The sequence below is a fragment of the Mycoplasmopsis agalactiae 14628 genome (genome assembly GCF_000266865.1).
Classification (GTDB): domain Bacteria; phylum Bacillota_I; class Bacilli_A; order Mycoplasmatales; family Metamycoplasmataceae; genus Mycoplasmopsis; species Mycoplasmopsis agalactiae_A.
The window spans coordinates 390,931-408,995 of sequence record NZ_AJPR01000011.1 but is presented as its reverse complement, the minus strand read 5'-3'; the positions used below and the strand labels follow the sequence as shown (position 1 = coordinate 408,995).

Sequence of the window (18,065 nt, the reverse complement as noted above, 5' to 3'; positions counted from 1 at the left end):
GGCTATAAAACAGGCTTTTTGGACTGTTAACTTAAAGACACTAATATTCCGTAAGTTATCCCAAATGTAATTAATACTGTTATAAAATCTATAACTAAGTTTAGCAAAATAACTGATGCAGATGAAGGGTCTTTTTTGGCTTTAATTAATAAAATTGGTAATAATGAACCAAATAATGATGAAAGTATAATTGATATAAATAGAGCAACTGAAGTTCCAATTATAAGAGCTAAATATTTAAATTTTTCATCTGATAATAAGTCTTTAGTAGCAGCAAAATATGCACTTAATCTTGCGACATTAACTACCGCTAATACTATTGCAAGCACTGTGGCGGCTAATAATTCTTTTAAAACTACTTTTGTAAAGTCTTTTTTGTCAATTTCATCTAAAGCAATAGCACGGGAAATACTAATATTTGACTGCAAGCCCATATTTTTAACGCTGTTATTAAGCACAGGGATAATAGCAGCAAAAGCTACTGTTAGTGATGTAGCAAATGAGGCACTATCAGCAGCTTTTTGCGTAATGTATGTTGAATGCAGTGCTCAGTGAATAATAATTTGGGTAATAGTTGAAAAAATTAATAATAATGAAAGTCATAAAATACGAGATTGAGCAATCTTATATCAAGGCATTTTCATATAATCATTTTCAATAACCTTGTTGCTGATTCCGGCTATTTTATAGAGATCTTCGGTAACTTCATCTTGAATTACGTCAATAACATCATCACTAGTTATCATACCTATCAATCTTTTTTCATGGTTAACAACAGGTAAAACTGACATATCTTGCTCGCTAAATACTTTAGCTGCATTTTCTTTCTTTTCGCTAGTGTGCACAAATGCTACAGGCGAGTAAATATCTTCAATTTTTTCGCTTGGCTCAGCAAAAGTTATTTCTTCTAAAGTAAGTACACCTAATAATTTATTGGTTTCACTTACAACAAAATAATAGTGAACTAATTCTTTTTGATTTTTCTTATAATCTCTACGTATTTTATTAAGAGCTTGTTCACAAGTATATGAGCTAGGTAAGCTAGAGATGTCAATGCTCATAATGCTTCCAACTTCATCATCATTGTAGCTTAAGAGCTTGTTTAATTCATTTCTTTTTTCAGCACTAGTGTAAGCTAAAACTTTACTTGCAACATTGGATGGTAATTCATCTAAAACGTCAACTAATTCATCAGATTGAAGCTCTTGCAACAATTTCATTCCTCAGTCTTCAGTAAAACTTTTAGCTAATTCAACCTGCACATCTTCATCTAAATAACTATAAATTGATGCAGCTGATGAAGTTGTTAGTAAACGTAGAAATATTAGTTGTTCATTTAATTCTAATGATTCTAATGATGATGCAATATCAGCATCTGGATATGTTTCAACTATTTCTCTAGCACCATTAACATTAAGAGTTGCTATTACCTTTTTTAATTCGTCAGTTCCGACCTCAAGGGGGGATTCATATATCTGATCTTCAGTCATTTTTTAGTCCTTTAAGTATTTAATTAATTGTTCTTGGAATTGCTCAATTTTAACATTGTAAAAAATTCCATTTTTAATAAGTTTGATAAACCCTGTTTCTTCAGAAACTACTATTGTGGTAGCATCGCAAAGCTCACTGATACCCATTGCTGCTCTGTGACGCGCCCCATATTGATTATTAATTGATTTTTTAGTAATTTTGTAGAACGTAGCAGCATATAAAATTTTATTATCTCTAATAATTACTGCCCCATCATGCAAAGGAGAATATTTATTAAATATTGAAATTAGTAAGCTAGATGATATATTTGCATCAATTATTACGCCATCAGTTCTTAAATTTTCAATATTGTCATTGTTTTCAATTGTAATTAAGGCGCCTATTTTGTTTTTTGACAAATACTCTACTGCCTCACGAAGCTGATTTATAAGTCGAATTTGACTACTTTTGCCTAATTTGTCATAACGTGGTTTCTTAATTTTAGCATTAAAAAGCGATATAAGATTAGGTAATGAAACAACTAGCAAAATAACTACTAGCAAGCATAAAATTACAATAAGTAAAATTAATTCACTGTTCATTTATTATGCCTTCTCGCTTTCTCAGTTTCCAAGTGTACCTATCGATGCTGCAATAATTATTGCTGCAATTATTACTAAAATGCATGTTACTATGGCTATTCATTTAAGAATTAGCTTCTTGCGTTTTTCATCTTTAGGCATTGTTTCTAAAGCTATTTTGCAAAATGGATCATCACAATGTTTGTGAATTGGAACATCTTCATCACGGATTAAAGCAGGATTACTTAATTCATTAATGTTTTGCTCATGAAGCTTAGCTAACATTGCTTTTCTTTTTTCGATTCTAGCTTTTGCAACTTCAGGGTCTCTGTCAATTAAAGCCATAATACTCCTTAGTTTATATTTTTATTAATATATATATTTTATTATATTAAAAGTTATATTACTTAAAAATGAATTATTAGCAAACATTTAGCAAATAACTTTGCTTCATAAATAAACAAAAAAGGCTGTAAAACAGCCATATTAGTTAAATTAAGCATTCACAGTGTTTAAATTTTCACATGTGCTATTTGTGCTAGCTTTTTTCTTATAGTAGTAGTATAAAATTATTTGTACAATATACACAACAATTGCTAAAGTTGAGAAGATAACACACACAAATCACATAGATGATTTAAAAGGTAGTAATGTTCCTAAATATACTGCTAAACAGGCATTAATGAGCATTCCGACATAAAGCATAAGTATGCTTAGTCCTTCAGCACTTTTAGTTTTTAATGTCTTAATTATTTGCAGTGTGAAAGGCAATGATGTACAAACTGTAGCACAAACTGTAAAGATTGTTAATAAAACTGAATCTGGACTTAAATTAACTCTAAATTTATTACTTGAGTAAGCTAAAATGAATCAAATTGTGAAAACTAAAGAGATTATTCATATGCAAAAGCCAATTGAATATTTAAATGCTTTTGATTTGTTTTTATCATAAATTAAAAATGAAGTAATAGTTGTAGACATTAATACCATAAATAGCCAGTTTCCGACAATATTTACTATTGGATCTGAATCGGGATTTTTGATACCATCAAATTCAAAAGAACCTATTCCTTTTTTAAGCACCATAATCAAAATAAATAGAGCGCCCCCAAAGAAATAAATTAAAAAAGTTCCATATGATATATTTCCAACTGACTTTGATTTTAAAACAGAAATTAATTGTGGAATACAAATTATGACCATTAATGATGATGCAAGAACACCAAAAATCAAATTAACTATAGTTAATGCTGACATTATTTCCTTAGTTATATAATTAAAATAGGATAAGTAAATGACATATAAACCAATAAAACAGCCATTTATATCAATTACTTATAAATTTTAGTCTATTTTCCAAAAACTTTGAATAAATAATGTTTTTACTTGAATAATTTTGATTTTGTTTTTGTCTTCTATGGCTGTTTTATAGTACTTTTAGAACATTTTATTATTAATTTCTTACTAATTACAAAATATGGTAAGTCAAAGTAGCTTAATTTTAAAAAATGCATCCATAAATGGATGCAAAAGCTAGAAGAAACAAGGCCATAATGTGGTAGAATTAATATATACTTAATTTAATATATTTTCTTATATTTATTTTAAATCTTAATATTAATTAAGGGGCGTTTATGAGTGAAATTGCATTAAAACATGTTTTTGAAAAACCAAGACAATATAAAGATACTAATGTAGTTTTAAAAGGCTGAGTTGTATCAAACAGAGGCAATAATAAAATCAGATTTTTGACAATCTCAGATGGCTCGACTGTTGAAAATGTCCAAGCAACACTAAAAGGTGATCAATTTGATTTTAAGTTGCTAGATGAAGTAAGAATTGGTGCTGCTGTTCAAGTTTATGGAAAAATTGTTTTAACCCCAAAAGCTAAACAACCATTAGAAATTTTGGCATCAAAATTTGTTTTATTAAAAAATGTTGACCATGATTTTCCTATTCAAAAGCAAGAAATTAACCTTGAAACATTAAGAGAAATACCGCATATAAGACACAGAACAAACTTATTAAGATGTGTTATGCTAATCCGTTCAACTTTAGCCTTAGAAATTCACAAATTCTTTGCTGAAAATGGTTTTTTAAACTTTAGTGCACCAATTATTACGAGTAATGATGGTGAAGGAGCTGGTGAGCAATTTTATGTTAATGATGGTAACAAAGAACAGCCATTTTTTGGAAACAACAATGCCACTCTAGGGGTAACAGGTCAATTACATGCTGAAAGCTATGCAATTGGTTTTGAAAAAGTGTACACTTTTGCTCCAACTTTCCGTGCAGAGCACTCAAATACTAAAAAACATGCTGCTGAATTTTGAATGATAGAACCTGAGGTTGCATTTTATGACCTTAAAAAAGTAATTAATCTAGCAAGTAAATTACTTAAGAGTGTTATTAAAAATACTATAAACAAGCATCCTAGGGAATTTGAGTACTTAAAAAATAATGTTGATAGCACACTTTTAGAGCGTCTTAATTCTTTTATAAAGAAAAAGTTAATGGTTCTTGATTATAAAGATGCATTAGTTGAATTAGAAAAAGTTAAAGATAAATTTGAAAACAAAGATATCAAATTTGGCCTTGATTTTGCAACTGAACATGAAAAGTACCTAGCTGAAGAAATTGCACATGGACCAGTTGCCATAATCAACTTCCCTAAATCGTTTAAAGCTTTTTATATGCATCAAAATAGTGATAATCAAACAGTTGCAGCCTTTGATTTGCTAGTGCCAGGTATTGGAGAATTAATAGGTGGAAGCCAACGTGAAGCTAGATATGAAAAACTTTTAGAAAGAGCACTAGAAGTTGGCATAAGCAAAGATGAATTGCAATGATATTTAGACCTTCGTCGTTTTGGTCACTCTGGGTCAGCAGGTTTTGGAATAGGATTTGAAAGACTAGTTATGTATGTAACTGGTGTAGATAACATTAGAGATGTAATACCATATCCAAGAACAAGTGGAAACATTAAAATGTAAGGAGAAAATATGGAATTAGCATTAATTGTTCCAAACATTGGTAATAGCATTGTGCTTAAAGATGTTTTGAGCACTTTAAGAGAGCAAGATAACCAAGATTTTGAAATTGTTTTAGTTTTGACTAACACAGGTAAAAATATGTATGCTGCTTTAGAAAAGTACTTGCAGTTTTTTGGCTCACGGCTTAAATTTATAACAAATAGCAAAAGACGCAGTATTCATAAAGACATTGTTGCTGCTTTTCATTTAATTAGAGCAAAGCACTCATACATTTATTTCCCTGATAATGACGGTTCTGTTTCATTTGTTAGACAACTTTTAGAAACAATTAGTAAATATGATGCTGATATTGTTGAATTTAGACCTCGTTTAGTTAATACAATTAGATGAAAGCCTTTTCCTAGATTAGAGCCAAACAAAATTTTTGCTTTAAGTAAAAATCCTGAAGTTGTTGCATACTCTTATCCATTTATTTTCAACAAAGTATTTAAAACAAAGTTATTAAACAGCTTGCCTAAATTTAAATTAAGAGAGCTTAATGACACTAAATTACAAGTTTACTTAAACTACTTACTTTTAATCAATGCAAGCACATATGCTTACACAAATGAAGTTATTGTTCGCGAAAATATCCAATCTGATATGTGATTAGCTCCAAACAATTTTATCTATCAATTTAATGAATTGTTAAGCTATGTAAAAATGAATAATTTAAAATTACAACAAGAAATTAAGTATGCATATTATTACTTTTTACAAATCTTTTTAGCAGGATTAATCAAGACTTGAAGAGCTCGTTTTTCTCTTTCAGTAATAACTGATTACATCAACTATAATGAAAAAAGGTCGAAAAAATTTGCTGAAGACTTGTATAAACATTTACAAAAAATGCACAATGATGACAAATTGTTTTTTGAAACAAACATTTATATGCTTAAGTCAAATATTGAAAGTAATTCATTAAAGTACTTACCAAATATTGACAAATGAAGTGATATTTTAGGTGAATTATAATATGCTTCACAAAAATGTAAATTTTTGAATAAGGCTATTTTATAGGCTTTTAGATCTAATTACATTCTTTTTATTAATTACACTATTATCTTATTTATGCGTTATTAAAGCCACTAATAACAAACACATCCCACTATTAAACTATTACTATTTTTGATTTTCTAGCATTATTATTTCTCTTGCTTTATTTATTGTCATTCCCTTTGCTTTTGAAGGCAGAACAATTTGGATGATTGCATTTAGAGTTCAGATTTTATGTACAAATAATGCTGAAAATAAAAGCACTAAAAAATCATTAATAAAATCTTATTTACTAAGAAGTTTGTTTTCCTTTTGAATATGATTATTTTTAGTTTTGCTAATTCTTGCTTTCATTATGCCTTGGCAGATTGATAATTTTTATAAATTTTTACTCTCACCTATTAATACTGATAATGCTCCTATTAATTTCATTTTTCTAGAAAGATTTTTACAAACAATAGTTGGACTATATTTTCTATTTTTATTCATTGACACATTGGTAATTATTGTCAATAAAAAAAATTTAGGCATTGTTGATTCTCTTAGTGGCAGCAGAATTGTATGAATAAAACACTATGATAATGATGAAAGTATTATGCCTAAATTAGTTCCGTTTAAAGCTGATAATAAGCCTTTTAACATTATTTCCTAGTTACTCTTAGAATGAGGTACCACACATGATTGAAAATAAGATTATTGAAATTCAAAAAGCTAAAATTTTTGAAAGTTTGAATGAAGAACAGACTGAAGCTTTATATTACTTTGATGGCCCATTGCGTATAATAGCTGGTGCTGGCAGTGGAAAAACTAGGGTTTTAACTAGAAAAATTGCCTACCTAATTAATGTTTTAGGTATCTCTCCAGATCACATTTTAGCTGTAACTTTTACTAACAAAGCGGCTTCAGAAATGTCGGAAAGAGTTAAACAATACACAAACACTAAGTTTAACAAAGGCACAGCAGAAATTTCAACATTTCACTCTTTGTGTGCAAAAATTCTAAGAGAAGAAGCATTCCATATTAATTTGAAAAATGATTTTCAAATTATTGATGATAATGACAAAAAGAAAATTTTAAAAGACATTTATAAAGAACATGATTTAGTGCCAACTGATTCAAATTTCAAAAATTTAACACGCTTTTTCTCATGACTTAAAAACAAACTTTATGCAAGTGATGAAGAAATAATTGACTTTATTAATTCAGACCCTGAAAGTGAATTTTATGGCGATGGCGAAAGCGTTGTTAAAATTTATAATATCTACAACGAACAGCTTAAACATTTGCAAAGTTTAGACTTTGATGACTTATTAATTAAAGTTAATGAACTTTTTTACAAAAATCCGGAAATTGTAAAAAAATGAGCCTTGAAATACTCATATATTTTAGTTGATGAGTTTCAAGACACTTCAGCAATTCAATACGAAATCATTAAATATTTATCATCACAAAAAGCACAACTTACAATAGTTGGCGACCCTGACCAGACAATTTATCGTTGACGTGGTGCTGACGTTAACTTGATTTTATCTTTTGAAAAAGACTTTGAAAACACTAAAACCATCATTTTAAACAAGAATTACCGTTCAACTAAAAAAATATTAGCTGCCGCTAACAACTTAATTAAGTATAACCGCAACAGATTCAATAAAAATTTAGTTACTGACAATCCTGATGGTGATGAAATTGAATATATTCATGCTTTTAGCCCTGAGGCTGAAGTAAGATGAGTTGTGCAAAAAATTAATGACTTAAAAAAGCAAAAGATTCAGCTTAAAAATATTGCTATTTTTTACCGTTCTAATAGCTACTCTAGAAACTTTGAAGAACAGTTGATGAACGAAAAAATTAACTACAGAATTTTCGGTGGTGAAAAGTTTTATCAACGTAAAGAAATTAAGGACGCTTTAGCATTTTTAAGAGTTATTTACGATGGCAATGACTTGCAACTTAAAAGAATTATCAATGTGCCACCAAGAAAAATTGGCGAGGCATCAATAAACAAAATTGTTAGCTTTGCTAATGAAAAAAATCTATCGCTATATAAAACTTTAGTTACCCACTATAAAGAATTGCCAGTACCTAAAGAAGTTATTATCAACATTATTGCATTATTAAACTGTGTAAATAAGTATAAGGCGGCTTTGCGCCAAGGCAATAAAATTCATGTGGTTTTAGAAAGCTTTTTAAAGGAAATTGGTTTTTTAAAATATGTTAATGAAGATGTAGGCTTAAAGGGTACTGGAGAAGAAAATATCAGGGCACTTTTAGAAGGAATTAAGTCTTGAGAAATAACTAACCCTAACAAGGGACTTAAAGAATATTTTGAATACATTTCTCTTATTTCTGCTTCTGATTCCTCAGATGAATCAATGAGCTATGTTTCGTTAATGACAGTGCATGCTGCCAAGGGGCTAGAATTCGATAATGTCTTTTTAGTTGGCATGTGCGAAAATATTTTTCCAAATTACAGAGCATACAAAGTTGCTGAAGCTATGGAAGAAGAAAGAAGACTAGCTTATGTTGCTATAACTAGAGCTAAGGAAAAATTATTTGTTAGTGACTCTCGTGGCTTGCTTCTTTATTCACAAACTGAGAAAAAGCCTTCTCGCTTTTTAAAAGAAATGGGCATAGACATTAATAAGCATATATTGCAAAAAGACAACTCTATCTTTGTTGATGGTGAGTTAGAAGATGAAGAACAAATTAGAAAAAGAAATAAAAAAATAATTGCTGGTGATGTTATAAGTCATACATTCTTTGGCGAAGGTGAAGTTTTAGAAGTTAATGGCGATACAATAACTGTTCACTTTGCAACTACTGGCATTAAGTCTTTAGCTAAAAACCACCAATCAGTAAGATTGCTAAGAGATAATGATTAAATTTGGAGAATAATAATGGTTATGAATGTTTTACAATTGTTTTTATGAACAATAATAGCACTATGTTTTAGTGCTTTTGTAACATTCATTGCAACTTTAATCTACTGTAAAATTAGATACATAAATTCAATAAACACTAATGGCATAATATTTTTCAAAATAAATTTAGAAAAAAATAATGTAATAAGGCTCAGCAGTGATAATCTTAGTGGTTTGGCTAGTTTTGATGATGATAAAATTGGTATAAAAAACAACCAAACAGTTGATTTAGCAGATTTTTTAAGCTATTTTGCTCCTAAAAGTAGAGAAAAGCTTTCAAAATATATTTTTAAAGAAAAATTAACTTCAAGATATAACTTATATTGTAATCTTAACGTTGAAAAATATGCCAATTCCACTATAAATAAGTCTTATAGGCATTTTAATATTCATTTAGGCAAAAAACCATTTTTGGTAAAACTTTATCCTTCAGCTGATAAAAAGTTTATATATTGCAATATATATTGAAACTTTCATCCGGATTATAGTGATAAAAATATGTTTAATGCTTTATCTGAAGAGTATGACATTTTAAAATTACCAAACAAGTATTATTTATCATATGCATTAACAGTAAATGAATTTTATCTACAAAATGGGCTTGGCAACAATGAAATTAGCCACATTATTAAAATGATGGATTTAACAAAACATGCAGGATGACATTATTTTAAAGACGGAATTCTTTATCTAATCATAGGAGCAAATTCATTATTGCTGCTTAATAAATTTACCAAAAATGCTATAAAAAAGGTTAATAAGGTTAACTTGCTAAACTCATTTAATCCCTTTTTTAATAATTGCGCACTTTTAACTTTTAAAATGCCTTCTGAAAAAGAAGAAGTTGCTGAATACAATATTAAAGCAAAATATTTGCTCCATCATTTAGATAACAATATCTTAAATTCAAAATACTACAATTGATTTTACAATGATGATAACCATTTAGAGCACTATAATGAATTTAAAACTAAGTTAGAAGCTTTTGAAACTAAAAATATATTGTTAGAGTATGCTAAAGATCCAATATATGTATTAAATTATAATGATGGCAGTCAATCTAACATAAGATTTCTAAAAAGTCATATTTTAGGTTTTACAAACAAAGATATGGATTTTTTTAAAAATGCTCCATGACACAAATATTTATATAACAATTTATGGCTAGAATACTTGCTCTCTTCAGAAACCAACAATGAAGATTATGTCATTGTTGAAACTAACAATATTAATTTAGATAAAGTTACAAAATACCTTAATGAAAATACTATCTTAATGCTTAAATATCATTATAGAAACTTTAACTATGAACTTTTTTCTAAGCTTTTAAATCAGCTTGGCAATGATAAAAATTTAAAAAAACTTTCTATTGGGTTATATATTGACAATTTAGATGAGAAGTTATTTAATTTTATTGATTTTGCTAACATCAACACTTTTATTTTCTCAAAAGAAATATGCGAAAATGTTTTAATAAATGCCGAAACATACTTAAAATTACAAGTATTTGTACGAAAAATATCTAGCATGAAGAAATACTTAATTATTTATGAAAATATTCCCAAAAATTTAGAAAATATTGTTGTGCAAAGATTAAAAATAAAATATTTTTATAATGTATAATAACACAGAATTTTTTAATAATTAAAATATGAAAGGTCAATAAATGAGTAGTAAAAAATTAGGCTTTGTTTTTGATTCATTTACTTGCATGTCTAAAGACTTTTTAGACAAGCACAACTATGGCTATGCCCCATTTATAACCACCATTGATGATAATTCATATGTTGATGGTATTGAACTAAGTCAAAAAGAAGTAATTGAAAGAATTAAAGCAGGCAAAGATTTAAAATCATCTATGCCAACAATTGAAAGTTTTACTAATGCTATTGAAGCTAAAAGTAAGGAATATGATGATGTTTTAGTCCTAGGAATTAGTAGCTGTCTTTCTTCAGCATACAACACAGCCAAACTTATAGCAAAAGACTATCCAAACGTACACGTTTATGATAATACCTGGGGCGCTGAACAATATTTAGTTATTGCTGAATATATTAGTAAAGTTTATGAAGCTAATGATGGAAATATGGAAATTGTTTTTGCTGAATTAGACAAAATTCAAGAATCATCACTTATTTTTGTCTTACCACCTAATGTAGATTATGTAATTAAAGGCGGTAGAGTTAGTTCACTTAGAAAATTTCTTCTATCAACAATGAGACTTTTAACCCTCAAACCTTATGTTAAGTTCTATATGAAAAAAGCAACAACTGGTGGTATTGCTAAAAGTATGAAATCAGGAATCAAGCAAATAATCAAGAAATTTATTGACTTTGCTAACATTTCTTTAAACAAAAACAATGCTAATGACTGGCTTTTCCACATAGCACATGGTGTTAATGATGAATACAATCAACAAGTTTTTGATGCCTACAAAGCTCAAGGCTTGGAGATTGCAAGTAAGTGCTATGTTTCTTCTGCCGTTGCAGTTCACACTGGCCCAGAAGCTATCTGCTTTATGCTTATGCCAAACTTATCAAAATGACCTATAAAATAGGTCAATAACTCCCTACGAGTTATTTTTTTAACTTCTTGTATTAAAAGAACACAGGACTATTTATTTTAGCAATGAATAAAAAGAAACTAAGACCGTTTTTTATTAATTCAGCCAGCTCATTATCATTTTCAAGCTTACTTTTAGTATCTTGTAATAATCAAAATCAAGCAAATCAAAATCCAGATATAGATGTTAAATTATCAAACAATAACATTAAGGCAGCAAACGTGGCTCTCAGAGACTTTGAATTTATTTATGATAAATCTAAATATGCTCTTGAAAAGCCTATATTATCTGTAACTGAAGATAAAATCATAGTATCAGTAAAGCTTTTATTCAAAGATACTAATTTGCATGCTTTATCAAAAACCTTCGAGTTTAAATTGCCTAGACCTAATACTACAGAAAATTCTAAAAAGAATGATGAGAGAAATAAAAATGATAGTGGCAATGCTGACACAATTGTAGTAATTCCTGATAGCCAAAATTTGCCTAATAAGCTTATAAATCAACCAGATACAACTAATTTATCTTCAAAGCACTCTCTTACATCTAACTATTTATTTTCCAAAAATTCGTATGAAATAGCTACACAAACAAACGAATACAAAAATGCATTTGCTAACATTAGCAAATGATTAAATACTGCTGATAATGGCAATCCTATAAACTTCCGTTATGGCGATGTTAATTCAAACAAGAATTTGCTTGATAAATATTGAGAGTATACTAAGGATATTGGTATATATGGTAACTATGGTTCTTCTGCTGAGCAAAAGGTTGATTTTTATAATAATACTCTTTCAGCAAATGGTATGTATAGTCAAAAATTTTTGAACAATTTTAATGAAACCGATAAAGAAAAAGCAGCTAAGCTAGATGTAAATTTAAATGATTTAGTGCTTAAAAATCCTTTTGGATTTTTGCCATCTAATTTAAGTCAGCTATTTTACTATATGGACTATAAATCAGTTGCAGAAGTGCTAAAGGTTAATGAAAAAATTATTGATCTTAGAGATAATTTTGATGATAATAAAGGCTCTATTGAGCTTCTAATAACAACAGAATCTAATAAGTATCTTATTAATTTAAATAAAAATAATACTGATAACTTAAAATCAGATTTAGACTTCTATCAATACATTTATGATCGTAGTTTTTCTTTAAGGATAGGCACTGTAGAATTTAGAAGAGATCCTTATAGATTAACTCCTGACCACCTTGCTACTTCTCAAACTGTAGGAACAGTTTGAGTTATGGATAGAATTATAAGCCCTGAAGCTGAAAAGGATGATTCATATGAGTTATTATTAGCTACAAATATGCATGTTTTTAATCTTAGAAACACTTTTGATAGATCCTTATATTTTGATTCTGATTCATCATCTAATGCTAGCAAATGATATGGCGGTTTTTGAGACATAGATAATTTTTATGACAGCGAAACTGATATATATACTAAACGCAAAAATATCTATTTTATGGGCACAAAAGCAAAAGTTGATAAACTAAGCTCAAATAGTGCTGAAATAGGCGGAGATCAATTTAGCAATACTAATTTGCTTTTTAAAGCATATGAGCAATATTTAATTGCACCATATTACACGCCTAGATATTATGCAGATGGCATTATGGGTCATGATGTTGCAATAGCACCACAATATTTTGACAAATATGACGAAGCATCAAGAATTGGTGAGAGTAAAAATGCTGGTGCAGATTTTGTTTTATTGCGCTTACGAATTAAAAAAGCAAACTTATCAAAAATACTTCCTGAATTAGCTAAGGTTGTTGAAACAGAACAAGAGAAAAACTGGCATATTGGAGTGGGTAAAAATGGTAAACATCATCCAATTAAAACTACTTTATATGGCGGATATCCAGCAATAGATAACACAAACTTTCATTTCAAAGCTGCAAAATCACAAGGCGGCGTAATTAATGTTCAAAACAGAGTTATTAGCGACTCAAGCATAAACAGCTTATGAGTTAAATATAATGAGGAGCAAAATAAAGACTTTAATTCAATTAATAATAATTGAACAAAATATACTAAGAGCTTTATAAATAAGCCTAATACGCATTTTGAAGATGAGCATGGAATGCCTATTACAACAGTAAATCAACACTCACATATGTATACTAAAGCTTTAAACAATAGTCAAGAAAATACACTTGATGGTGGCTCATCAGGTTCGCTTGCTATTGATTCATCATTTAATTTAGTTGGCATTAATTATCTTCATACACATGATGAACTTTATAACACTTATTCAAACGCTATATTATTAATGGAAGGTCATAGCACATATAATAATGGCTTTGATGGAAATTTAAGAAATGATATTAAAAATAAGCTAATTAAGGACAAAGTTTATACTGTTAAAATTAATCCTCAGAATTAAAAAAGACATCAACAGGCTTTTGATGTCTTTTTTTGTTATTATTTTTAACTATTTTGCCTTTTTTATAGGAGTTTTGGTTAAGTTTGCTTTTATGTTTTTGAGACTTTCTATTTTTTTAACAATTTTATTTATTTGATTTACATATTGTGTGAGCTCATTATGTATTTTTTGATAGTAGTTGCTCATGCTTGATGAGAAGAAAGCTCTAAATCTATATCAGCCATTGTCTATTTCATCAAACTTTTTCTTTACAGGTTGATATTTTTGATTTACATCTTGGTATTCTTTAACAAGTTTTGCAATTTGTTTATCCAAATGTAATCTCGCAACATCACTGTTTTCCACCAATTCGTCAATGTATCCAGAAGCAATATTTAAGTCTTTATTGCTTCTCTCGCTGTTTAAGTTAATCTTAGATTTAGCTTTTTCTAAAAGATTCTTTATTAAGAATGAAATACTATCAATAATTTCTTTTCAGTTGTCTGTTGCAGTGCTTTTAATTGCTTTAAATTCTTTTTCTATTTCAGAAAGAATGTTTTCTAGTTCTTTTATTCCATATTCATTATTGTCAATAAAATCAAACAGTTCATATATTTTATTTATTGAAGACTTTAATTCTTCTAGAATTTTCTTAATGCCACTATTATCTTTAATTGAATCAATGCTTTCAATTTCAGAAATTAATTGTTCCAAATATGAAACAGCCTCATATAATTTTGCATCATTTTTAGTTTTTGCATACTCATTAATTGACTTTGTCGCGTCTTTAATATTTTCATCAAATAAATTATATGAGTCTTTTAATATATCCTTTAAACTTTGTGTGCTAACGGTTGGAGCTGTTATTAATTTTGGCTCCTCAACCTTTTTCTCATCTTTTTTTGTTTTCGCTCTTGACTCGCTTGTTTCATTGACTGCAGGGTTTGTGCTTTCTAGGTGAGCATCATTTTGCTTATCAATCTCATTTTGAATATTTGTAGGAGATTTAATACCCCCCCCCACAGGGTTTACCACATCTATTTTCTGTTGTGTGTCACATGAAGCTGAAATAAATGCAAATGTTGAAACAACTGAAAGTGGTGAAAGTGTTAAAATTGATAATTTCTTAATTCCATCTCTTTTCATATATTTACTCCTAATTTGTTATTAAAGTCCTAGTTCTTTATCTGTTTTAATGTTTAATGCTGAGCCTACAAAAGCAAATATTTCAGGGCTTTGCTTGATATATTCACCATTAACAATTCTTATAACGCTTTCTACTGTTTCATTCATAGGTACATATTGACCAGGTGATTTAGTAAAGTGTTCAGTCATAAAAAAGTTTTGTGTGAAAAAGTTTTCTAATTGTAGTGCTTTTTTAACAATAATCTTGCTTTCAGCGTCTAACTCATCAAAACCAAGGATAAGTATAACATCTTCTAAATCTTTGTAAGCTTTTAGAATTTTTTTAACTTCAATAATTGCATCTAAGTGTTTCTTGCCAATAATTAATTCATCAACTGAGTTAGATGAACTAGCAAGAGGATCAAAAGCTGGCAAAATACCTTTAGCAGCTTGATCACGTGAAAGAACTAAGTTACCATCAAGGTGGTTGAAAACAGCCACTGCAGAAGGATCACTTAAGTCATCCATTGGTAAAAATACAGTTTGGAATGATGTTATAGCACCATTAGAGTTTTTAAACAATCTGTTTTGTACATTAGCTACATCACTTTCAAGTGTTGATTGATAGCCACCAACTGAAGGCTTTTTACCTAAAGTAGCACTAACTTCGTTTTCGGCTTGCACAAAACGGTAAATGTTGTCAATAAATAGTAATACATCTTCTTTTTGCTTATCTCTTAAATATTCAGCAGCAGTTATGCCAATAGGTACAATTGACATTCTTGCACCAGCTGATTCATTCATTTTTGAAATGTACATTGTTGAATTTTGCATTAAGTTTGATTGTACTAATTCATCATAAAGCTCAATACCTTCTCTAGAACGTTCACCTGAACCAATGAAGATATTTGAAGTGTTTTTATTTTTATTATTTACGTTGAAAATTATTTCTTTCATTAAAACAGTTTTTCCAACACCAGCACCACCGAAAATGCCTAATTTAAAGCCTTTTACGATTGGAATGAAGAAGTCTATTGCTTTAATTCCAGTTTCAATTAATTCGAATTTTGTATTTATTTCTCTATCGTTATTTATAAGTGAGTTCATTTCTACATACTCAGGGCTAGGAGCAGTAGGATTATTTAAAGAAAGGCCTTTAAAGCTATAAATATTACCTTTAGCTAAAGGGCCAACAGGCACCATAAAACTTCTCTTTGTATTTACTACCTTGTCGCTTAATGAAATTGAACTTGATGAATAAATAATTATTGCCTTGATAGTTGTTTCATTGATAACTGACTTAACTAATAAATAAGTTTGACCATCGTGTGTAGTTAGCAAATGATTTACTAAAGGTAAATTGTCTTTGCTAAACTCAACTTCAACAACATCACCAAGTATATTTATAACTCTTCCATTCATTATTTATCTCCTAATTTAAGTGCAGCTTCATTTAAAAATGACTCAGAAATAGGCAAGAAACTGTGTTCATTTTCCAATTCTCAACCTAAATTTGCATAATTTGAATACTCTTGCAAGGCAAATGCAAAGTAACTTTTCATTATTTCATCATCATAGGTAGCATTTGATTTCATTATTTCGAATTGTTTTTTTCCATCAGCATAGTTATTGATAAATTCATCAATAAACATTAATGCTTTTTGTTCGTCTTTTACATTTTTAATTAATGATCATTGAATAATTTTGCTCATCATAAGCACAAAATTATATGAATAAAGTGAATAACCTCTTTGTGCAAAGAGTTTATCAACCATTTTACCTTTATACATTAAGTTTGAAACTTCTTTGTTTAATTCATAATCAAGCATTGAAAGCTTAAGATGTCTTTTGTATTTTCTATAAATTTTATTAATTACACCAGCGACTTTAGCTATTGTTCTATCTTGTACGCTTGAGCCTGTTCTAGAGACTGAAAAGTCAATGTCAATAGCTGGCAAAATACCTTTAGCAAATAATTTTGCACTAGTTACAATTTGCCCGTCAGTTATAGAAATAACATTAGAAGCAATTAAGCTAGTAATATCACCATCAACTGTTTGGATAATAGGAAGTGCTGTAATAGTTTTTTTGCCTTTATATGAGCCTGCTCTTTCTAATAATTGTGAGTGAGCAAAGAACATATCTCCTGGCATGGCTTCTTTTCCAACTGGTTTATTGCTTAATAGGGCAATTTCTCTAAAAATGTTAGCGTGCTTTGTTAAGTCATCAAAAATAACTAGTGCATCATCAGTTGCTGAAATATTTTCAGCATGAGCCATACCTACATAAGGTGCTAAATATTGTTCATAAGCACTGTTAGCAGGAGCGTCAATAATAATTGTGTTTTTTAGTGCATTGTGCTGATTTAAAGTATTATAAATTCGTGAAATGCTCTCTCTTTTTTGTCCAATTGCTACATAAATACACTTAGTTCCTTTGGCAGCTTGGTTAATAATTGCATTAAGTGCTATATGTGTTTTACCTGTTTGTCTATCACCAATAATTAATTCTCTTTGACCTTTACCAATAGGAATTAATAAATCAATTGCATTAATTCCTGTATATAGCTGTTCATTTAGTCTTTGCACTTTCATTAAATCATGTGCTAGCTTAAAAATTTCTGATGAAACAGCTGAATCGTCTTTTTTAATTACTTGTGCAACTGGCAAAATGGCATTACCATAAATATCAATAACCTTGCCAAAATGTTCCTTTGAGGTAAATACTTCATTTGTTTCATTTAGTAAAACTATTTGGTCATTTATAGCTAATTTTCTGCCTTCTTCATTGCTTAATAAATAAGCTGTGTCAGAAAAAGCACTAATTAAAAATAGTCTTGCATTTTTGTTTTTGCTAGAAGTGAAAACTTGTTGTTGTCTATAGTTAAATTTTCCCTTTACTTCTATAATATAGTCAAATACAGCACTTATTTTAGGCATATCATTAGAAGCTGATTTGACATTTGTAATAATGTTTATATTATCATTTGCTTTCATTTA

14 protein-coding genes are annotated in these 18,065 nt (G+C 28.9%); 7 read left to right on the top strand and 7 right to left on the bottom strand.

Annotated features, from left to right (window positions below; genetic code table 4):
• Positions 1-26: 26 nt before the first annotated feature.
• The 4 genes from mgtE to MAGB_RS03775 form a co-directional block, all read right to left on the bottom strand.
• A complete protein-coding gene (gene mgtE, locus MAGB_RS03790) occupies positions 27-1,490 on the bottom strand; it encodes a magnesium transporter (RefSeq protein ID WP_004024462.1) in 1,464 nt (487 codons plus the stop codon).
• Positions 1,491-1,493: 3 nt separating this feature from the next.
• Complete coding sequence (locus tag MAGB_RS03785) at positions 1,494-2,072, bottom strand: diadenylate cyclase (protein WP_004024461.1); 579 nt, start codon at positions 2,070-2,072, stop codon at positions 1,494-1,496.
• A gap of 3 nt (positions 2,073-2,075) precedes the next feature.
• Entirely contained in the window at positions 2,076-2,396 is a 321-nt protein-coding gene (locus tag MAGB_RS03780) for a hypothetical protein (protein ID WP_036433353.1), read from the bottom strand.
• A gap of 150 nt (positions 2,397-2,546) precedes the next feature.
• The gene (locus MAGB_RS03775; RefSeq protein ID WP_004024459.1) at positions 2,547-3,308 is read right to left on the bottom strand and encodes a PQ-loop domain-containing transporter; all 762 of its coding nucleotides are present in this window, start codon (positions 3,306-3,308) and stop codon (positions 2,547-2,549) included.
• A gap of 377 nt (positions 3,309-3,685) precedes the next feature.
• Here MAGB_RS03775 and asnS point away from each other — a divergent pair, with 377 nt between their 5' ends.
• The 7 genes from asnS to MAGB_RS03740 all read left to right on the top strand — a co-directional run bounded on the left by asnS (position 3,686) and on the right by MAGB_RS03740 (position 13,962).
• Complete coding sequence (gene asnS / locus MAGB_RS03770) at positions 3,686-5,044, top strand: asparagine--tRNA ligase (RefSeq protein ID WP_004024458.1); 1,359 nt, start codon at positions 3,686-3,688, stop codon at positions 5,042-5,044.
• A gap of 9 nt (positions 5,045-5,053) precedes the next feature.
• Positions 5,054-6,058 carry a glycosyltransferase gene (locus MAGB_RS03765; protein ID WP_004024457.1) on the top strand — a complete coding sequence of 335 codons (1,005 nt, stop codon included), beginning with the start codon at positions 5,054-5,056 and terminating at the stop codon, positions 6,056-6,058.
• A gap of 229 nt (positions 6,059-6,287) precedes the next feature.
• Positions 6,288-6,731, top strand: a complete 444-nt coding sequence (locus MAGB_RS03760) for a hypothetical protein (RefSeq protein ID WP_235750750.1) — start codon at positions 6,288-6,290, stop codon at positions 6,729-6,731.
• Positions 6,732-6,756: 25 nt separating this feature from the next.
• Entirely contained in the window at positions 6,757-8,961 is a 2,205-nt protein-coding gene (locus tag MAGB_RS03755) for a UvrD-helicase domain-containing protein (protein ID WP_004024455.1), read from the top strand.
• A gap of 21 nt (positions 8,962-8,982) precedes the next feature.
• On the top strand, positions 8,983-10,623 hold the full coding sequence (locus MAGB_RS03750) for an MHO_4530 family protein (RefSeq protein ID WP_235750749.1): 1,641 nt from the start codon (positions 8,983-8,985) through the stop codon (positions 10,621-10,623).
• 43 nt (positions 10,624-10,666) lie between these two features.
• The gene (locus MAGB_RS03745) at positions 10,667-11,557 is read left to right on the top strand and encodes a DegV family protein (protein WP_004024453.1); all 891 of its coding nucleotides are present in this window, start codon (positions 10,667-10,669) and stop codon (positions 11,555-11,557) included.
• 71 nt (positions 11,558-11,628) lie between these two features.
• Positions 11,629-13,962: an MAG2960 family serine endopeptidase lipoprotein gene (locus tag MAGB_RS03740; RefSeq protein WP_004024452.1), complete on the top strand. Its 2,334-nt coding sequence runs from the start codon at positions 11,629-11,631 to the stop codon at positions 13,960-13,962.
• Between the two features lie 48 nt (positions 13,963-14,010).
• Here MAGB_RS03740 and MAGB_RS03735 read toward each other — a convergent pair whose 3' ends face one another.
• The 3 genes from MAGB_RS03735 to MAGB_RS03725 are packed head-to-tail and all read right to left on the bottom strand — an operon-like array spanning position 14,011 to position 18,062.
• Positions 14,011-15,087 (bottom strand): MAG2950 family lipoprotein, encoded by a 1,077-nt coding sequence (locus MAGB_RS03735; RefSeq protein ID WP_004024451.1) that lies wholly within the window; start codon positions 15,085-15,087, stop codon positions 14,011-14,013.
• A gap of 21 nt (positions 15,088-15,108) precedes the next feature.
• Positions 15,109-16,488 carry an MSC_0618 family F1-like ATPase beta subunit gene (locus MAGB_RS03730; RefSeq protein ID WP_004024450.1) on the bottom strand — a complete coding sequence of 460 codons (1,380 nt, stop codon included), beginning with the start codon at positions 16,486-16,488 and terminating at the stop codon, positions 15,109-15,111.
• Positions 16,488-18,062: an MSC_0619 family F1-like ATPase alpha subunit gene (locus MAGB_RS03725; protein WP_004024449.1), complete on the bottom strand. Its 1,575-nt coding sequence runs from the start codon at positions 18,060-18,062 to the stop codon at positions 16,488-16,490. The genes MAGB_RS03730 and MAGB_RS03725 overlap by 1 nt, the downstream gene beginning before the upstream one ends.
• Positions 18,063-18,065: the final 3 nt, after the last annotated feature.